The organism is Hymenobacter ruber, from assembly GCF_054783255.1.
In genome coordinates, this window is record NZ_BAAGQX010000002.1 from 1200259 (window position 1) to 1218474 (window position 18216).

An 18216-nucleotide genomic window follows, 5' to 3' on the forward strand; every position below is an offset into this window, starting at 1 on the left:
AATTCATTTACTATTGCACGCGGGATACTTCGGCTGCACTCAGCATGACGCTCTTTTTTGTCCTTACTCCATCGAATGTATAGCAAAGCAGAAATCACCCAATTGCGCCAGGCGTTCTGGACGACTTTTGGGCAATACATGGCCCCGATTCCTTCGGCCGAGGGCGACACCACCAACTGGATAAACTACAAGACGGGCCTGAAGAACGTGTATTTCCGGATGCAGGCCGATAAGCGGCAGGCCAGCATTGCCATCGAGCTCACGCACCCCGACGCGGGCATCCGCGAGCTATTCTGGGAGCAATTTCTGGAATTGAAAACGCTGCTGAACGAAACCCTGGGCGAAACCTGGACCTGGGAGGCCGATGCCACCGACGCCCAGGGCCAGCCGCTGAGCCGCATTTATCAGGACTTGCCCGGCGTGAACCTGTTCAGCCGCGACGACTGGCCGGCGCTGATTTCATTCTTCAAGCCCCGCCTCATCGCGTTGGATGCGTTCTGGACCGATGCGCAGTATTCGTTTGAGGCGCTGAAGTAAGCGGACGTTATATTGCCGCCATGTCTACCAAAATTATTCTTGCGCTGGGCGTGGTAGCGCTCTTGGCCTACGTCGGGGTTTCATACGGCATCCGGCAACGCTTTCCGCTCATGGAAGTAATCAACGATACGGCCCTGAAAGGCCGCGTCAGCGGTACTGTTCATGTCCGGGACTCCTATTCTTTTTTTCTGAACAACAAGACGACCACCCGGTACGACTTCGACGCCTTCACGCCGGCAGTAGGCCAGGAGCGACTCCAGCCGGACGGTGGCAGCCTGAACCAATATCTGCACGTCGGCGACTCCATCAGTAAGCAGCCCAATTCCGTTGAGTTGACCGTGCGGCGGGGTAAGCACCTATCGCGGTGGGTATGCCCGCCGGCCGCCGCCGGCCAATAGACGCGCTTGACTGCTGTTTTGCAAGCCTAATTCCGGGTTGATAAGGCAGCTTTTGGAGCAGCAAGCGCCCCCTTGCGCCCATTCGCGCCAAATTGGTATCTTTGCAGACCCCGTTTGCCGCCATGTCCCAACTGCTTGCTCGTTTTTGGTTTTCGCTCCGCTTCGCCTGGCTTGCTGCCACGGTGCTGCTGGTGCTGGGCCTGAACCAGCGGGCGGTGAGCGTATTGCGCCCCGTGGGCAAGGCCGAAACGCGCTGGGCTGCGCCCACCCGCGCCACCGTCGTCAAGCAAAAAGTGCTGCTCGAAGCCACTGGCACGGTCAAGCATTTTGTAGCTCCGCTGGGCACGGCCTGGCTGCCACTGCCGGCCACTGCCATCATGTGGCTGCCTACGCTGCGCTGGCAGCTGGCCGCCCCGCGCCTGTTGGCGGGCATTCGCGCCGGCGAGATTTTCCGGGCGCGGCTGCTGGCCGTGGCACTGTCGCCGCAGGCCCCCTAGTTTCAGTTGGCAGTTAGCAGTGAACAGTTAGCAGTTCGTGGGCATGGCCCAGGATTGTTGGCTGATGCCTGCTTGCATGCCATTCATCCGCTCTCATTGCTCACTGATAATTGTTAACTGATAACTGATTTTACAATGCGTAACAAAGGATTAATCATCGCGCTCACCCTCGTCGTCACGGCGTTGTGCGCGTATTTCCTCTTCTTCACCTACGTCTCGCGCGGGGTGCAGCAGAAGGCCGTGGCATATGCCACCAAAAACGGCAAGCTCGACGAAGGCCAGCGCCAGCACTACCTTGACTCGGTGTGGCGCGCGCCGGTATTCGGCCCCTTCACCTACCGCGAGGTACGCCAGAGCGAGCTCGGCCTCGGCCTTGACCTGAAAGGCGGCATGCACGTAACGCTGGAAGTTTCGCCGGTGGAAATTGTGCGCGCCATGAGCGGCAACAGCAAAGACCCGGCTTTCAATAAGTCGCTGGCCGATGCCCAGGAAGCCCAGAAAACCAACTCCGGTACGCCGTTCACGGCCCTGTTCGCCCAGGCCTGGCAGCAGAACGCCGCCGGTAAGCCGCTGGCCAGCATCTTCGCTAACACCACGAACAAGAGCCGCAACATCGACATCAACTCCTCGAACGAGAAGGTGATTGGCGCGATTGACAAAGAAGTTGAGGAAGCCATCGACCGCTCGTTCAACATCCTGCGCACCCGCGTCGATAAGTTCGGCGTGAACCAGCCCAGCATCCAGCGCGTGAAAGGCACTGGCCGTCTGCAAATCGAATTGCCCGGCGTGGACAACCCCGACCGCGTGCGCAAACTGCTGCAAGGCCAGGCCAAACTGGAGTTCTGGGAAGTGTGGAACCAGAACGAAATCGGCCCCTACCTGGTGGCCCTCGACAAGCAGCTGCAAGCCAAAGATGCTGTTGCGAAAGCCGGCCCCGCCGCTGCAACCACTGATACTACCGCTACTGCCGCCGCTGGCGACTCGACTTCGCTGGCTGCCCAGCTTGCCAAGAAAGACAAAACCGGCAAATCGGCCGCTGACTCCTCGGCTGCAAACAAGGGCGGTGCCCTCGCCAAGCTCTTCACCATGCCCGGCCGCCTGGGCGTGAACCTGCGCGACACCTCAGCGATGAACAAAATCCTGAGCTCGGCCGAAGCCAAGGCGACCCTGCCCCCCACCCTGGCCCTGCTCTGGAGCCTGAAGCCCACCACCATCGACAAGCAGGAGTACCTGGAGCTGATTCCGGTGCGCAAAACCCGCGACGGCGTGCCCCCCCTGGGCGGCGAAGTAGTGAGCGATGCCCGCGCCGACCTCGGCCAGAACGGCCAGCCCGAAGTGCTGATGAGCATGACGCCCTCGGGCGCCCGCAAGTGGCAGAAAATGACCGCCGCCAACATCGGCAAGCAGGTGGCCATGGTGCTGGATAACTACGTGTGCTCGGCCCCCGTGGTGCAGAGCGAGATTTCGGGCGGTGGCACCAGCATCACCGGCAGCTTCGCCGTGGAAGACACTCAGGACCTAGCCAACCAGCTGAAAGCCGGTAAGTTGCCCGCTCCCACGCGCATCGTGGAAGAGGCCGTAGTAGGTCCGTCGCTCGGCAAGGAAGCCATCAACCAGGGACTGTACTCGTCGCTGGCCGGCGTGGTGATTATCATGCTGTTCATGGCCTTCTACTATGGCCGTGCCGGTATCGTGGCCGACATCGCGCTGCTCTTCAACATCTTCCTGATTCTGGGCGTGCTGGCGCAGTTCGGTACGGCCCTCACGCTGCCCGGCATCGCCGGTCTGATTCTGGTGATGGGGACCTCGGTGGATGCCAACGTACTGATTTTCGAACGGATTCGGGAAGAATTGGACCACGGCCTCATCCTCACCGATGCCATCAACAAAGGCTACTCGCGTGCCTTCTCGGCCATTTTTGACTCGAACGTGACGACCATGCTGATTGCCGTGATTCTCGGCTTCTTCGGCACGGGTCCGGTGCAGAGCTTCGCCGTGACGCTCGGCATTGGTGTACTGACTTCGTTCCTGTCGGCTGTGTTCGTGTCGCGCCTCATCATCGAGTGGATGGTGAAGGGCAACGAGAACCACCCGATGACCTTCAGCACCGTGATTTCGCGTAACCTGTTCAAGAACCTGAACTTCGACATCGTGGGCAAGCGCAAAATTGCCTACACGTTCTCGGCGGCTTTCATCATCCTCGGCTTCGTGCTGATGTACGTGCAGGGCGGCCCGAACCTGGGTGTGGACTTCAAAGGCGGTCGCGCCTATGTGGTTGATTTCAACAAAACGATGGTAGCCTCCGACGTGGCTGATAAAATTCGCCCTTCGTTCCAGGATGCCGGCCTCGAAGTGAAGCAGTACGGCGCGCCCGACCGCCTGCGCATCACCACCGGCTACCTAGCCGAGGATGAAAGCCCCGCCGCCGATGCCAAAGTAGTAGCCGCCCTCAACCAAGGCCTGCAAGCCTACAGCGCCGACGCCCCGGTTATCAAATCGACCTCGAAAGTAGGTGCCACCATCGCCGACGACATCAAGCGCACTTCGGTGCTCTCGCTGGGCCTCACGCTGCTGGGCATCTTCGTGTACGTGTTGTTCCGCTTCGAGCGCTGGCAGTACTCGATGGCCGCCGTGGTCGCGCTGTTCCACGATGCCCTGCTCGTGATTGCCGCCTTCCCGATTGCCCGCCTCTTCGGCCTGAACTACGAGATGGACCAGATTTTCGTGGCCGCGCTGCTCACGGTTATCGGCTTCTCGATGAACGACACGGTGGTTATCTACGACCGTATCCGCGAGTACCTGCGCGAGAACCCCAAGCTGACCTTCGCCCAGGTGGTGAACCCGGCCCTGAACTCGACCTTCTCGCGCACCATGATTACGTTCACCACGGTGTTCCTGGTGGTGTTCGTGATGTACGTGTTCGGTGGTGAAACCCTCCGCTCGTTCTCTTTCGCCATGATTATCGGCGTGATTTTCGGCACTTACTCGTCGCTGTTCATCGCCACTCCGATTATCCTCGACACCTACGGCAAGAAAGAGGAGCGTGAGCGCAAGGCTGCTGGCGAGGACGTGACCGGCCTGCCCGGCGACGCGCCCAAGCTGAGCACGGCCAACGTCTAGACCACGGATTCGCTCGGATTTTTCGGATTTCACGGATTTTGTGGACAAGTTAATCCGAGTTGAAAGTTTGTTAAAAGGCCGCCCAATGGGCGGCCTTTTTTCATGTCCGGCAGGTTGAGAAATACCCAATTTGACAGTTGGCAAATCGTCTACGAAATCTGTGAAATCCGAAAAACCCGAACGAATTCGTGGTCCGGGCAACCCTTTTTCGCTACCTTCCGAGTGGTCTAATAAGAAGCCTGCTACCTGCCATCGATGCTGCACATTTCCCCACCTAATTCTGCCCCACCACCGCTGTCCGAGCTGCTGGCTGCCTGCGTGCGACAGGAGCGGGTGGCCCAACGTCGGCTCTATGGCCAGTTCCATGGCTTCGCGATGGGCATTTGCCTGCGCTATGCCCGCGACCGTGACCAGGCCCTGGAGGCGGCCAACGACGGCTTCGTGAAAGTATTCCGCGACCTGTATCGCTTCGATGCCACGCGCCACCCCGATGATGTGCTGGGCTCGTTCCGGGGCTGGCTCAAGCGCATTATGATTCACACGGCCATCGACCACTACCGCGCCAACGAGCGCCACCAGCACCAGCAGGAACTCGACGATGCTACCCTGAACCAGGCCGACCAGGGTGCCACGCCCCTCGACTCGCTGAGCTACGACGAGCTCCTGGCGCTGGTGCAACGCCTGCCACCGGCGTACCGGGCGGTGTTCAATCTGAACGTGATTGACGGTTTCGGCCACGAGGAAATTGCCGAGCAGCTGCACATCTCCGTGGGCACTTCCAAGTCTAATTTATTTAAAGCCCGGGCCCATTTGCGGGCCATGCTGGCCCAGGTTACTACTGCTTCAACTGTTCGATATGTGGTCCGATAACGATATAGATAACGCGTTCCAACGGCTGAACCCGCCGGAGCCGGAACCGACACCTTTCCCGCTGGATGCCTGGCTGCGGCTGGAAACCGAGCTGGACAAGGCCGTGATTGAGCGCGCCGTCCGGCGGCGGGTGTGGAAGTTTTTTGTGGCCGAAGTGGCCGTGGTGCTGCTGATTGGGTTGGGCTGGATGCTGTGGCCAACCCAGCCCAGCCAGGTAGCAAAAAAGTCTTCGAAATCGATGGCGGCCGCTGGCAGCACAACGCCTGAGTATGGCTCGAACCAGCAGGCCGCAGGCCAACCGGACGTTGCCAGCGCCGCGACAGCAGCAAGTAAAAACGCACGTAATACTGAAGCAAGCATTAGCACTCCAGCCACTCCCACGGCGACCGCCCCAGAAACATCACCTTTACAACCGGTGGTGCATTCGGCTACCGCCAGCACCGCGCCGGTTGCAGCCACATCGGCTCCTGCACCTACAACGGCAGTTGCCCACCGGCGGCGCACCCAGGCCGCGCTTCGGCCGACCTATCTGGCTGGTTTCGCCTCCCGCAAAGCCCAGCGAGCCCGCGGCTATGAGCGCAGCGCGGCCGAAACACCAGCACCCGCAGTAACGCGGAAAGCCAGTGCCATCGCCCCTTCTGTTGCTGACTCTCCTGGCCAACAGCCGGCGGTGGGCAGTACTGCTGGGCACGCCGCAGCCCCGGCCGCAGCCACTACGGCAGCCGTTGCTTTGGGCCGGCAGCAGCGCGAAAGCTCACTGCCTTTGCTGAGCCGGGCAACCGTTTCCGGCGCGGCAACGCCAGTTGATGCGGCACCGGAAACGGCCGCTGAGACTTCCGCAGCGGTTGCGCCGCTTGCGCCCATTGCGACCCGGCTTGCGGTAGCTGCTACGGCTGGCCTGCCCGCCCCGCTGCTGGCGGCCGCCACGGTGCCCGCCAGCTTGCCCGTACCACCGCTTCGGCAGCCCCGTTTCTATGTTGGGCTGGTGGCTGCGCCGGACCTGAGCACGGTAAAATTTGTGGACGTAGAGCGCCCTAAACTGAATGTTGGCGTGGTGCTGGAATACCGCCTTACCAACCGGCTACTCGTGAGCACCGGCCTGCTGCGCGTCAACAAAGAATACTATGCCCGCCGCGAAGACTACGACTGGAGCGCTTATCCGAAAGCGACTACGCGCAATTTCTATTGGGTCGACGGTGCCTGCACGGTGCTCGACGTCCCACTGAACCTGCGCTACGATGTCGTGGTGCGGCCGCAGGCGCGGCTGTTTGGCGCTGCAGGTTTGTCGTCGTTTTTTATGCAGCGCGAGCGGTACAGCTACGACTACACCGAGAACAACTCGACTTACCTCTGGGAGCGCAGCTACGTGAACGAGAACCAGCACCTGTTCAGCGTGCTCAATCTGTCGCTTGGCTACGAGCACAGCTTCGGCCCCCACTGGCGCGTGCAGGCCGAGCCCTACGCCAAACTGCCTCTGGGCGGCGTGGGGGCCGGCAAAGTGCGCCTGACCAGTGGCGGCGTGTTCTTCGGGCTGAAGTACGGTTTCTAGCCACCGGGGCCGTCTGGGGCTTGTACTGTACTGGCCCAAAATCACCTCACTTTTCGTTGTTTCAACTTTGTCCTTTTTTGGCATGCCCTTTCCCGCCCCTTATTCTGCATTTATCCGGCCGGCTTTGCTGAGCGCCGTGGCCACGGCGCTGCTGGGCCTGGCGGCCAGCTGCACGTACTCGCACGGCGACCCCGCTCCGGCCTGCGACGTGCCCAGCGAAACCATCACCTACGCCGGAGTCATTTCCCCCATTTTCGAAGCCAACTGCCGCCGCTGCCACGGCGCGGCGGTGTACGCCACGCTGGGCGGCGGCAACGATTTCAGCAGCTACGCGGCCATCAGTAGCTACCCACAGGGCATCCTGCTGGGCTCCATCAAGCATTCCCCCGGCTACGATTTTATGCCCAAGGACGGCGGCAAGATTTCGGACTGCGACATTGCCCGCATCGAAGCCTGGTATGCCAAGGGCAAACCCCAGTAACCCCACTTCCTCCCCTCCTTGCTATGAAACGCTCCTTATTTCTGCTATCAGTCTGCCTGTTGTTCTCGGCGCTCGCGGGTGCCCAGGCGCAGAGCAAGTACATGACCAAAACGGGGCGTGTGTCGTTCTTTTCGGCCACCCCGATTGAGGACATCGAAGCCAAAAGCCAGCAAACGGCCGCCATTCTCGATTTTGGGACCAGCCAGCTGGCCTTCTCCGTGCCCATCAAGAGCTTTGTGTTCCGGCGCACGCTCATGCAGGAGCACTTCAATGAGAACTACATGGAGTCGGACAAATTTCCCAAAGCCACCTTCACGGGGCGGTTCGTGGGGTTTGATGCCGCTACGCTGCCCACTGCCGGCCCGCACAACGTGCAGGTAGAAGGCGACCTCACCCTGCACGGCGTGACGCACCACATCCAGGTGCCGGCCAGTGTGGAACTGAAAGGCGGCCAACTGATGGCCTTTGCTACCTTTCCGGTGGCTTCGGCCGACTATAACATTGAAATTCCGCTGCTGGTGCGCAACAACATTGCCAAGGTCGTGACCGTGCGCGTGGCCCTCTCCTGCGACCCCGTGGCGGGAGCCGTGGGTGCCACCACCGCGCCACGCTAGTTGCCGTCGTTCTGTTCTTCGCTTTCTTTCCTGCTTCCCTTATGACTCAAAATCTTTACCCTTCCCGTGGCTTCCTGGGCTTGTTGGTGGCCGGGTTGCTGGCATTGGCCAGCCCCGCCCGCGCCCAAACCGACCTGCTGCAGGACCTCGAAAGACAAACCGCCGACTCGACCAAGCGCGAGGTGGTGGCCGCCACGTTCAAGGGCACGCACATCATCAATTCGCAGTCGGTCGAAACCCCGGGACAGGGCACGCTGGCCTTCCTTATTCAGCACCGCTTCGGCACCCTGAACAGCGGCGCGTATAACTTTTTCGGCCTCGACCAGGCCGTGCTGCGCCTGAGCTTCGAGTACGGCCTGACCAACCGGCTGGCCGTGGGCATCGGCCGCAGCAACATCGAAAAAACCTTCGACGGCTTCGTGAAATACCGGGCCTTGCGGCAAACCAGCGGGTCGCGGCCCATGCCGGTATCGGTCACGCTGTTTGGGTCGGCGGCCATCACCACGCTCAAGTTTGGCACCCTGCTCACGGAACGCACCACGGCGTCGCGCCTCGACTATACCTACCAGGTACTCATTGCCCGCAAGGTTAGCTCGGGCCTGTCGTTGCAGCTCATGCCCACGCTCATTCACCGCAACTACGTGCCGCTGGCCGGGATGCAGAACGACGTGTATTCCATCGGCGGGGGCCTGCGCCAGAAGCTCACCAAGCGCATTGCCCTTACGGCCGATTATTTCTACGTGCTGCCCGGCTACGCGGCGGATAATTTCCGCAACGCCCTCGGCGCGGGGTTCGACATCGAAACCGGCGGCCACGTCTTCCAGCTGCACGTCACCAACGCCCAGGGCATGACGGAGAAGTTCTTCGTGCCTCAAACCAGCGGCGATTTCTTCAAGGGCGACATCTACTTCGGCTTCACGGTGGCGCGGAATTTCACCGTCAAGTCGCAGCTGAAATAGCTTGGTATTAAACAATCAAAAAGGCCCGCCTGAATTATCAGGCGGGCCTTTTTGATGTCGTTGAATTATGTGCAATTATACTGTAATGCCTTCGGCTACGACGCTTTGCACTTCGGGCACCATGCGCTTGAGCAGGTTTTCGATGCCCGATTTTAGAGTAACCGTAGCCGAGGGGCAGCCCGAGCACGAGCCTTGCAGGTTCACGGTCACGATGCCTTCGTGGTAGCTTTTGAAGGTGATGTTGCCACCATCCTGCTCCACGGCGGGGCGCACGTAGTTATCGAGTAGGTCGATGACTTTCTGGGCAATCTGGCCTTCCTGCTGGGTAGGGTCGCCGGCGGTGGCGGCCTGCGCGGCCTTCTGCTCAGCGGCGGGGTCGACCAGGAAAATGGGGCCACCGGCCTCTACGTAGCTTTTCAGGAACTGGCGCAACTCGGGAATGAGCTGGGTCCAGGCCAGCTCGGGCTGGGATTTGGTGACGGTGACGAAGTTCTGGGCGATGAACACGCGGCCCACGTAATCGAACCCGAAAAGCTCCTGCGCCAGCGGCGAGTTGGCGGCGGCTTCGAGATTGGGGTAGTCCACGCTCACACCATCCACCAGCAGGTTTTGGTTGAGGACGAATTTCATGCTCTCCGGATTGGGAGAGGCTTCGGCATAAATGGAAACAGCAGACATAGTTTCGGGGCTTAAAATCAGGGGGAAGCGCCACCGTGGCGGCAGCTGCAAAGGTACAACCACAATGGGGTGGCGGAGGTTGCAAATGTACCTACATCATTTCAGTTATACCCGGTTGGCGCGGGCGCGCAGCAGCAAATCGGCCAGCACGAGTTGCGTCATGGCTTCCACGATGGGCACGGCGCGGGGCAGCACGCAGGCATCGTGGCGGCCCCGGCCCACCAGCGTGATGGCCTCGCCCTGGTCGTTGATGGTTTGCTGGGGCTGCAGCAGCGTAGCCACGGGCTTGAAGGCCACCCGGAAATAAATATCCTGACCATTGGAGATGCCGCCCTGGCTGCCGCCGCTGTGGTTGGTGCGGGTGCGCACGGCCCCCACGGCATCGGTGTAAAACTCGTCGTTGTGCTGCGAGCCGGGCAGTTTCGTCCCCTCAAAACCGGAGCCAATCTCAAAGCCCTTCACCGCATTGATGCTAAGCATGGCCTGGCCCAGCAGGGCCGGCAGCTTGTCAAATACCGGCTCACCGAGGCCGGCAGGCACGTGGCGCGCCACGCCCGTAATCACGCCGCCCACGGTGTCGTGCGCGGCCTGCGCGGCCCGGATGCGGGCTTCCATCAGGGCGGCGGTTTCGGGATGCGGGCAGCGCACCAGGTTGCTGTCGATGAGGTTCAAATCCAGCAATTCATAGCCCACGGGCACTTCTACCTCGCCCACAGCCGAAACGTAGGCTACCGTTTCAATGCCGAAATGGGCCAGCAGTTTTGCCGCCACGGCCCCGGCGGCCACGCGGGCGGCCGTTTCGCGGGCCGAGCTGCGGCCGCCGCCGCGATAGTCGCGGCGGCCGTACTTGGCGTCGTAGGTGTAGTCGGCGTGGCTGGCGCGGTAGGCGTGCGCGATGTGCGAGTAGTCGTCGGAGCGCTGGTCGGCGTTGGGGATAAACAGGCTAATGGGCGTCCCGGTGGTCACGCCCTCGAACAGGCCCGACTGAATGTGCACGGTATCAGCTTCCTTGCGCGGCGTGGTGAGGTCGGACTGACCAGGCCGGCGCCGGTCGAGCGCGGCCTGAATGTGGGCGGCATCCACGACCACGCCCGCCGGGCAGCCGTCGATAATCACGCCGATGCCCGCCCCGTGCGACTCGCCAAAGGTGGTGATGCGAAAGAGGGAGCCGAAAGTATTGGACATAAGTTATTATTGATTAATGCTTAATGGTTAGCGGTTAATGTTATTGGAAGCGCGGTCCTGACTCAGAAACACACAGATTAACCATTTATCACTAACCGTTAACCACTGACAAAACTACGCCCGCCGCCCGGCCCGCCACCAGCCAAAGGCCGCCACGCCCGCCAGCCCGATGAGCAGCCAGTCGGCGTAGCGGCGCACGTCGCGGTACACGTCCAGCGCCTGCATGGTGGTGTCGGCCCCGGCCAGCGCCGGACCGTAGAAAGGGTCGTCCGCAGGCCGGGCCAATGGCTCCGCGGCGGCCACCACGCCCTGCACCAGGGGGCGCAAGCCGGGCCGCAGCACGTCGTAGCGGCCCGTGGTGGGGTTAAACACCGTTAGGTGCAACAGGCTGTCCAGGGGCAGTACGCCGGGCCGCCGGGCCACCAGCCGGTACCGGAACAGCTTGCGCCCGCCGCCCGGCGCAGGCTCCTCACGCACGTCGGGGCCGTACACGTCGAGCCCGGGCCAGGCAGCCACCGTCGGGGCCAGCACTGCCGCCAGGTTGCCCTGCCCCGCCACGCCAAAGGTGTACGTGAACGACTCGCCCACCCGAAACTTTGTCCGGCTGATGGCTTCCTGCAACTCGAACCGGCCCACGGCCACGGGGCCGCCGGGCGTGGCCGGAGGCAGCGGCTGCACGGCCACCGCCAGGCCGGGCGCGGTGTAGGTTTTGTAGCCCGCCAGGCGGTTGTCCTGGCCGGGCTCGGGCTTTTTCAGGAGCTTGAATTTCACCATCGTCAGGGCCAGGGGCGGGAAGCGCAGGGGCTGGGCCGTGAGGGGGTAGTAGAGGTTTTCGGCCAGCCGGAAGCGCAGGTACTTCTGGCCCAGGTGGCGCGCGGTGTCGGGCGTCACGCTGGGTTCGGGGCCGGGTTCCTGCCAGGCGGTGGGCTGGTGCAGCTCGTGCAGCAGCGGTGGCAGCTGGTCGGTAAAATCGTGGAAAGCCAGCAGGGCCTGGTCTTCGGGCTTGAGGTAGAAATACAGCCCCACGCGCACGCCTTCGCCCACATACACGCGCGGCCGGTCGGCCAGCACGGCCAGGAAGGCGTGGTCGGCACGCTCTTCATACAGCACCGGCTTGGGCTTGCCAAACATTTTGTCGAGGTCGCCCACGGCTTGTAGCGGCGCGGTGGGATTCACCGGTTTCGTAATGGAGCTGGGGTTGGGCGGGGCGGCCGGGCCCACCCGCACAGTGGCGGCCTTGCTGCGCAGCAGCACCCCGTTCACCGTCATTTGAAAGGGTTTGATAACGATTTCGCCCTCGCCGTAGGGCACGTAGCGCTGGGTGATGGTGAGGTCGGAAAAGCGCCGGCCCTGCACGATGCGCGTGGTGGTGGTGCTGGTTTTGCCGGTTTTCTTGAAGCCTTCCAGCTCCGGAAACTCCGAATACTTGTCGAGCGCGCCCCCGCGCAGCCGGAAAGCCAGCGTGAAAATGCCCGTGACGGGCAGCGTGGCCGGCCCGGGCAGCAGCTCTACATCGGCCGGATTGGTGGCGGGGGGCTTGGGCTGAGCGGCTGGCGCAGCTTGGCCGGGCTTGGCTGGGGTGGCCGGTGGGGCCTGGCCCAATTCGGCCAGCCAAAGCCCGGGCAGCAGTCCCAATACCCAAAAAAGTCCTCCCATAGTCGCTAGCGCATTATCACCCGCTAAAAGTAGCTCAAAACGCTGGGTTCAGCCATTCTGGCTAAAACCACAATTCATTATTTGCTACCCGGCGGCGGGGACCATAACAAAAAATACGGGCATAATCAATCCCTATCCCCAGCAATTGCCGTATCTGCTTTCAAATCACCCACACGGTTGCGGTTTAATTCTATTGCAGACGGGCTCCTGGCACCGTCCGGGACTGTATTGCCTTCTCCGTTGGTTCCAATTTCCACCTAACCACTTCACGCTCATGTCTGACAATCTCCAGCCCCGCGGCTCCGACGATACCTCGTTCGCTCAGCCGCTCTACACTCCCATCAAGCGTCGTTCGTTCTTTATGTATGCCGGCGCTACGGCTGGGGCCACGGCCCTTGTGCTGGCCGGTTGCTCGAAAGACTCTGACAACGCTACTCCGTCGCTGCCCGCCGGCAACAGCGTTACTTCCAGCGGTGCCATCAGCCTGGGCTCGGGCGATGTGGGCGTGTTGAATTTTGCTTATGCGCTTGAACAGCTTGAAGCTGACTTCTATAGCAAAGTGGCAGCACTGACTAATGGCTCGACTCTGCTTGGGTCTGATTTTGCCTACTTCCAGCAGGTAGCCAAGCACGAAGCCATCCACCGCGATTTCTTCAAGGCAGCCCTCACCCGCGACGCTAGCAGCCAGGTACTTCGTGGCCTCACGCCCAAATACCCTGCCCCAACGTTCACTGACCGCACCAACATCCTGGCGACGGCCAAAGCATTTGAGGACCTGGGCGTAGCAGCCTACAACGGTGCCGGCAAGCTCATAAAGAAGGCTGATTACCTGGTTATCGCCGGTCAGATTGTATCGGTTGAGGCCCGTCACGCCGCTTATATCCGCGACCTGATTACGCCTGGCTCGTTTGCGGCCGACGAAATTGTGAACAGCACCACTGGCTTGGACGATTCTAAAACGCCCAAGGACGTGCTTGCCATTGCCCAAGCTTACATCACGGAAACGCTCGACGGCAGCTACGTTGGGGTTAATAGCTAAGCGTCCTTTCCTTCATTCGTAATTCTCCTTCGCCATGGATTTCTTCAAAATAATTGACCAGCTTTCGGAAGTAGACGCCGACGTAATGGGCCGCTTCGATTCGCGTCGCTCCGTCTTTAATTCCCTCGGTAGCATGGCCAAGCGCACCGCGCTGGCAGCTACTCCCCTGTTTCTTGGCTCGCTTTTCCAAAAGGCCTACGCCGGCACTACCTCCACTGCGGTAGAAGTGCTGAACTACGCGCTGACTTTGGAATTGCTGGAAGCCGACTTCTACCGTCAGTTCATCGCCACCGGCTTTATTCCGACGGGTGCTCCGGCCAATGCCATTGCCCAAATTAAGAAGCACGAAGATGCCCACGTCACGCTGCTGACCGGGGCCATCAACCAAATGGGTGGTAAGCCCGTAGCTGGTACGGCTACCACGGGTGTTCGTTTTAAGGGCTTGCCGGCTGGCATCCCCAACACCTACGCGGGTTACCTGAGTGTGGCCCAGCTGCTGGAAGACGCCGGGGTGCGTGCCTACAAAGGCCGCGCCGGCGAACTCATTGGCACCGATTTGCTGACTACGGCGCTGCAAATCCACTCGGTGGAGGCCCGCCACGCCGCCCACATCCGCACCATGCGCAGCCAGACGCCTTGGGTAAGCCCCACCGACGACCTGGCTACCCATCCCGTGTACACCAGCGGCCTTACTTCGGGCAGCACGGCGCCCACCTCCATTACCGCCGGGGGCAGCAGCTATGGTATTCCTGCTTATTCGGCTGCTAGCCCGGTAGAAAACAACACGACTCAGTCGGGCGTAGCCATCACCACGGCTCTGGCCAACCAGTATACGGCTGCCGATGCCGCCGCCTCGTTCGACGAGTACCTGCAAGCCGCCGAAATACTGGACGCTTCGCGCGCTGGTGGTTTGGCATTGCTGTCTTAGAGTCTGTAGTGAGCTGCTTTTTGGCAGCAATTGTTTCAGAGCCGGTTCCGCACACGCGGGGCCGGCTTTGTCGTTTATAATACCCGCCGGGGCCGGGGTTTCGTTTCCGGGGTGTGCAACGAGTTAGCTTTGTATCGGCATCTTCTAACCGAATCTGCTTCGGCCTTCGGGAAAATGGGCTGGTTGCGGGTTTCGCACCGGCCCGGCCCCAAGCCAATGGCTTTTGCAGTTGCCCCTCCTTTTGCTCATCAAACGCTATTTACTCATGTCCGATACGCTTCGGCCCACTGATTCTCAAAGCCTGCAGCCGGTGCAGCCCTTGCTGGCACGCATCAAGCGCCGGTCCTTCTTTATGTATGCCGGCGCCACGGCTGGGGCCACGGCGCTGGCCCTGGCCGGCTGTTCGAAGGATGAAACCACGCCCAGCAGTGCCGCCACCAACGTCAGCTTCGGCACCGGCGATGCCAGCGTGCTCAACTACGCCTACGCCCTCGAGCAGCTCGAAGCCGCCTTTTACGCCAAGGTGGCCGCCCTCACTACCTCGCCCCTGCTGGCGGCCGAAGTACCGTATTTTGCCAAAGTGGCCACCCACGAGGCCATTCACCGCGACTTTCTGCGCACGGCCATCAACCGCGACTTTGGCGGCACCATCATCCCCGACCTCACGGTGAAATTTGACAGCATCGACTTCACCAAGCGCGTGAAGGCCGCCACCGATACCAAGCTGGGCATTCTCGATGCTGCCAAGGCCTTCGAAGACCTGGGCGTGGCGGCCTACAACGGCGCGGCCAAGCTTTTCAAAGGTTCGGTGTACCTGGGCATTGCGGGCCAGATTGTGTCGGTCGAGGCGCGGCACGCCGCCTACGTGCGCGACCTGATTACCCCCGGCTCCTTCGCCACCAACGAGGGAACCGACGTGCTTGGCTTCGACCGGCAGCTGACGCCAACCGCCGTATTCGCCATCGCGCAAACCTTCGTGGAGCAAAAGCTCGACGCCAGCACCATCGGCCAGTAATCTTCTTCTTCCGACTTCTTTTTTGCCATGAATTTTTTCAACATCATTGACCTGCTGGCGGAAGCTGACCCCGACGTACTGGACCGTTTCAGCTCGCGCCGCGCCGTGTTCAACTCGCTGGGCACCGTGGCCCAACGCGCGGCCATGGCCACCTCGCCCCTGTTTCTGGGCGCTCTGTTTCAGAAAGCCTACGCTGGCACGGCCTCGCTGCCCACCGACATTCTGAACTACGCCCTGACCCTGGAGTTGCTCGAAGCCGACTTTTACCGCCAGTTTCTCGCCGCCGGCCAGATTCCGGCCGGTGCGGCCTTCGATGCCATCACCGTCATCAAAACCCACGAGGACGCGCACGTAGCCTACCTGCGCAACGCCGTCATCGCGGCCGGGGGCACGCCGGTCGCAGGCTCTGCCACCACGGGTATCCGCTTCAACCCCAGCTTGCTGCCCGCCACCTACGCCGACCAGCTGAAGTACGCCCAGGTGCTGGAAGACACCGGCGTGCGCGCCTACAAAGGCCGCGCTGCCGAACTGATTGGCACCGATTTGCTTACGCCGGTGCTCCAGATTCACTCCATCGAAGCCCGGCACGCGGCGCACATTCGCACCATGCGCGGCCAGCAGCCCTGGGTGAGCCTCAGCGATGACTTGGCCACCAATACAGCCTACACCAGCGGTGTAGCCAGTAGCACGCGCACCACCATCGCCCTCGGCGGCACCACCTACGGCATCCCGACCTTCAACCCGGCCCTGCCCAGCCCCCAGGAAAGCAATCTGCAGCAGGGAGCTGCTGGCACGAAACTCGCCCTGCTCATCACCACGGGCATCGGTAGCACCACGTACCTGCCTGATGATGCCGCCGCCGCCTTCGACGAGCCCTTGCAGGCCGCCGAGGTACTGGACTCTTCCCGCGCCGGCGGGCTGCTGGTTTAAGCCAGAACCACACTCTGAGCGGCACTCTTTCGGCCGCCAGCCGGTTCTGCCCCGCGCAGGACCGGCTTTGTTTTTTAGGGCTTTGCAACCAATGGATGGGTAGCGAGTACCTTTGTAATGGCTGGAACCCGGCTTTTCGGGTTAGCGGGCTGGCTTGAATACTTTACGAATGTCTGACCACACTTTTTTGCCCGCTTGGCGGGAGCAGTCGCTGGGGCGACGCGTGTTTCTACGGGTTTCGGCGGCTTCGGCGGCCTCAGTAGCCCTGATTGCGGCCGGCTGCTCGGGCACTACCACCACCCCCACCCCTGCCGACCCTTACCAACTGGCCCTGCCAGCCGGCGACTCCGGCCTGCTGTACTATGCCTACCTGCTGGCCCTGGCCCAGATTACGCTCTACCAGAAAGTGGTAGACGCTCCGCCCTCGGACCTGACCACTGCCGAGCGCGCCGTTTTTACCGACCTGCGCGACCATGAGGTGGTGCATCAGAAAACCATTAGCTACCTCATCGACACGACGGGCGCTACGCAGCTGGTTCCTACCGACTTCGTATTCAATCTCAGCAAGTTCACGCTCAGCACCCGCGCAGGTGTGCTGGCAGCCGCTCAGCAGGTTGCCGACCTCGTGGCGGCTGCTTACCCGGTGCTGCTGACGTTGTTCACCACCAGCAGCGTGCCGCAGCGCACCATTCTGCTCAAGATGTCGTCGGTGCAGGCCCGCCAGGCCGCGGCCGTGCGCGACCTGCTCACGCCCGGCTCCTTTGCCAACAGCGACGTGGTGGACAGCGCCGGCCAGCTGCTCACCAAAACACCTACCGAAGTAATAACGGCCCTGGCCCCCTACTTCGCTCCTTACGTTATTTCCGTGGCCAGCCTGGCTGTTCCTGTATGAAGCTGATTTCCATCCTTGACCAGCTGGCAGCCACGCCCGCTACCACCGCGCCGGCTCCTCGCCGCGCCCTGCTGGCCCAGCTGGGCCGGGCCGCCGTAGCGGCTCTGCCGCTGGGGGCCGCTGCCCTGCCCGTCGCCGCCGCCCCGGCCGATACGTCGTTTGATGCCGTGACGCAGCTGCTCCAGCTCGAGCGCACGCAGGTAGCGCTCTACTCCCAGGCGCTGGCCGCTACCGGCCTCATTCCGGTGGCGCAAACGGCCGATTTCCAGCGCCTGCTGGTCCACCAGACCCAGCACGCCGCCCTGCTCCTCAAGGCTCTGCAGGATGCCGGTGCCCTTGTGCCCGCCCTGCCCCAGTTCGATTTCAGCGGCAAGCACGGCGTGGCCACCAACCCGGAGTTATTTCCCAACGTGCTCACGAACTTCGATGCCTTTCTGGCACTGGCCCAACAGCTGGAAGACCTGGGCGTGCGCCTCTACCAAACGCAGTCCATTAACATCAGCGACTCACAGCTGCTACGGGCCGCGCTGCGCATTCACGCCGTGGAGGCCCAGCACTCGGCCCACATTCGCGGGCTGCGCAAAGACCGGGGTGTGGTGGTACAAAACTGGCCCAGCGAGGAAGACGCTACCATCGTGCGGCCCGCCGCCGCCCAGGCCCTGACCACGGCCGCTACCGGCGGCGAAGAAAACGGTGTTCAGTACGTGACGCCGGGGGTGCCAATCCCATTCGCTTCTTTGCTGCTCATCAGTACCAACACGGCTATTCACGACCCGGCGCTGGCCGAGGCTTTTGATGAGCCCGTAAGCAGCGCAGTAGCTCAAGCAGCCCTGAATTTGTTCGTATAACCCGCGATTATAAAATTTTG

Annotated in this window: 18 protein-coding genes; 15 read left to right on the forward strand and 3 right to left on the reverse strand. The window is 61.7% G+C overall.

Going from position 1 to position 18216, the window contains the following annotated elements; translation table 11 throughout:
- Positions 1-75: 75 nt before the first annotated feature.
- From ACYVM5_RS05705 to ACYVM5_RS05745, 9 genes are all read left to right on the forward strand, one after another.
- Entirely contained in the window at positions 76-537 is a 462-nt protein-coding gene (locus ACYVM5_RS05705; protein WP_460617168.1) for a DUF4268 domain-containing protein, read from the forward strand.
- A 20-nt stretch (positions 538-557) separates the two neighbouring features.
- A complete protein-coding gene (locus ACYVM5_RS05710) occupies positions 558-935 on the forward strand; it encodes a hypothetical protein (protein WP_460617169.1) in 378 nt (125 codons plus the stop codon).
- Positions 936-1057: 122 nt separating this feature from the next.
- On the forward strand, positions 1058-1432 hold the full coding sequence (locus ACYVM5_RS05715; protein WP_460617170.1) for a hypothetical protein: 375 nt from the start codon (positions 1058-1060) through the stop codon (positions 1430-1432).
- A 135-nt stretch (positions 1433-1567) separates the two neighbouring features.
- Positions 1568-4552, forward strand: coding sequence for a protein translocase subunit SecD/SecF (secDF, locus tag ACYVM5_RS05720; RefSeq protein ID WP_460617171.1), 2985 nt, complete (start codon positions 1568-1570; stop codon positions 4550-4552).
- Positions 4553-4807: 255 nt separating this feature from the next.
- Entirely contained in the window at positions 4808-5422 is a 615-nt protein-coding gene (locus tag ACYVM5_RS05725; RefSeq protein WP_460617172.1) for an RNA polymerase sigma factor, read from the forward strand.
- Entirely contained in the window at positions 5409-6971 is a 1563-nt protein-coding gene (locus tag ACYVM5_RS05730) for a porin family protein (RefSeq protein WP_460617173.1), read from the forward strand. Before ACYVM5_RS05725 ends, ACYVM5_RS05730 begins: the two co-directional genes overlap by 14 nt.
- 82 nt (positions 6972-7053) lie before the next feature.
- The gene (locus ACYVM5_RS05735; RefSeq protein WP_460617174.1) at positions 7054-7452 is read left to right on the forward strand and encodes a c-type cytochrome; all 399 of its coding nucleotides are present in this window, start codon (positions 7054-7056) and stop codon (positions 7450-7452) included.
- Positions 7453-7475: 23 nt separating this feature from the next.
- On the forward strand, positions 7476-8066 hold the full coding sequence (locus ACYVM5_RS05740; protein ID WP_460617175.1) for a YceI family protein: 591 nt from the start codon (positions 7476-7478) through the stop codon (positions 8064-8066).
- Positions 8067-8107: 41 nt separating this feature from the next.
- Entirely contained in the window at positions 8108-9025 is a 918-nt protein-coding gene (locus ACYVM5_RS05745; protein ID WP_460617176.1) for a DUF5777 family beta-barrel protein, read from the forward strand.
- A 75-nt stretch (positions 9026-9100) separates the two neighbouring features.
- Here ACYVM5_RS05745 and ACYVM5_RS05750 read toward each other — a convergent pair whose 3' ends face one another.
- The 3 genes from ACYVM5_RS05750 to ACYVM5_RS05760 form a co-directional block, all read right to left on the reverse strand.
- Complete coding sequence (locus ACYVM5_RS05750; RefSeq protein WP_198069922.1) at positions 9101-9703, reverse strand: NifU family protein; 603 nt, start codon at positions 9701-9703, stop codon at positions 9101-9103.
- Positions 9704-9808: 105 nt separating this feature from the next.
- Positions 9809-10888, reverse strand: coding sequence for a chorismate synthase (gene aroC / locus ACYVM5_RS05755; RefSeq protein WP_460617177.1), 1080 nt, complete (start codon positions 10886-10888; stop codon positions 9809-9811).
- Between the two features lie 114 nt (positions 10889-11002).
- Positions 11003-12544 (reverse strand): BatD family protein, encoded by a 1542-nt coding sequence (locus ACYVM5_RS05760; RefSeq protein ID WP_460617178.1) that lies wholly within the window; start codon positions 12542-12544, stop codon positions 11003-11005.
- Positions 12545-12818: 274 nt separating this feature from the next.
- Between ACYVM5_RS05760 and ACYVM5_RS05765 the strand changes: the two genes are divergently transcribed.
- From ACYVM5_RS05765 to ACYVM5_RS05790, 6 genes are all read left to right on the forward strand, one after another.
- Positions 12819-13583 (forward strand): ferritin-like domain-containing protein, encoded by a 765-nt coding sequence (locus tag ACYVM5_RS05765; RefSeq protein WP_460617179.1) that lies wholly within the window; start codon positions 12819-12821, stop codon positions 13581-13583.
- 34 nt (positions 13584-13617) lie between these two features.
- A complete protein-coding gene (locus ACYVM5_RS05770; RefSeq protein WP_460617180.1) occupies positions 13618-14511 on the forward strand; it encodes a ferritin-like domain-containing protein in 894 nt (297 codons plus the stop codon).
- Between the two features lie 265 nt (positions 14512-14776).
- Entirely contained in the window at positions 14777-15526 is a 750-nt protein-coding gene (locus ACYVM5_RS05775; RefSeq protein WP_460617181.1) for a ferritin-like domain-containing protein, read from the forward strand.
- Positions 15527-15553: 27 nt separating this feature from the next.
- A complete protein-coding gene (locus ACYVM5_RS05780) occupies positions 15554-16456 on the forward strand; it encodes a ferritin-like domain-containing protein (RefSeq protein WP_460617182.1) in 903 nt (300 codons plus the stop codon).
- Between the two features lie 169 nt (positions 16457-16625).
- Positions 16626-17348, forward strand: a complete 723-nt coding sequence (locus ACYVM5_RS05785) for a ferritin family protein (RefSeq protein WP_460617183.1) — start codon at positions 16626-16628, stop codon at positions 17346-17348.
- Positions 17345-18196, forward strand: a complete 852-nt coding sequence (locus ACYVM5_RS05790) for a ferritin-like domain-containing protein (protein WP_460617184.1) — start codon at positions 17345-17347, stop codon at positions 18194-18196. The genes ACYVM5_RS05785 and ACYVM5_RS05790 overlap by 4 nt, the downstream gene beginning before the upstream one ends.
- Positions 18197-18216: the final 20 nt, after the last annotated feature.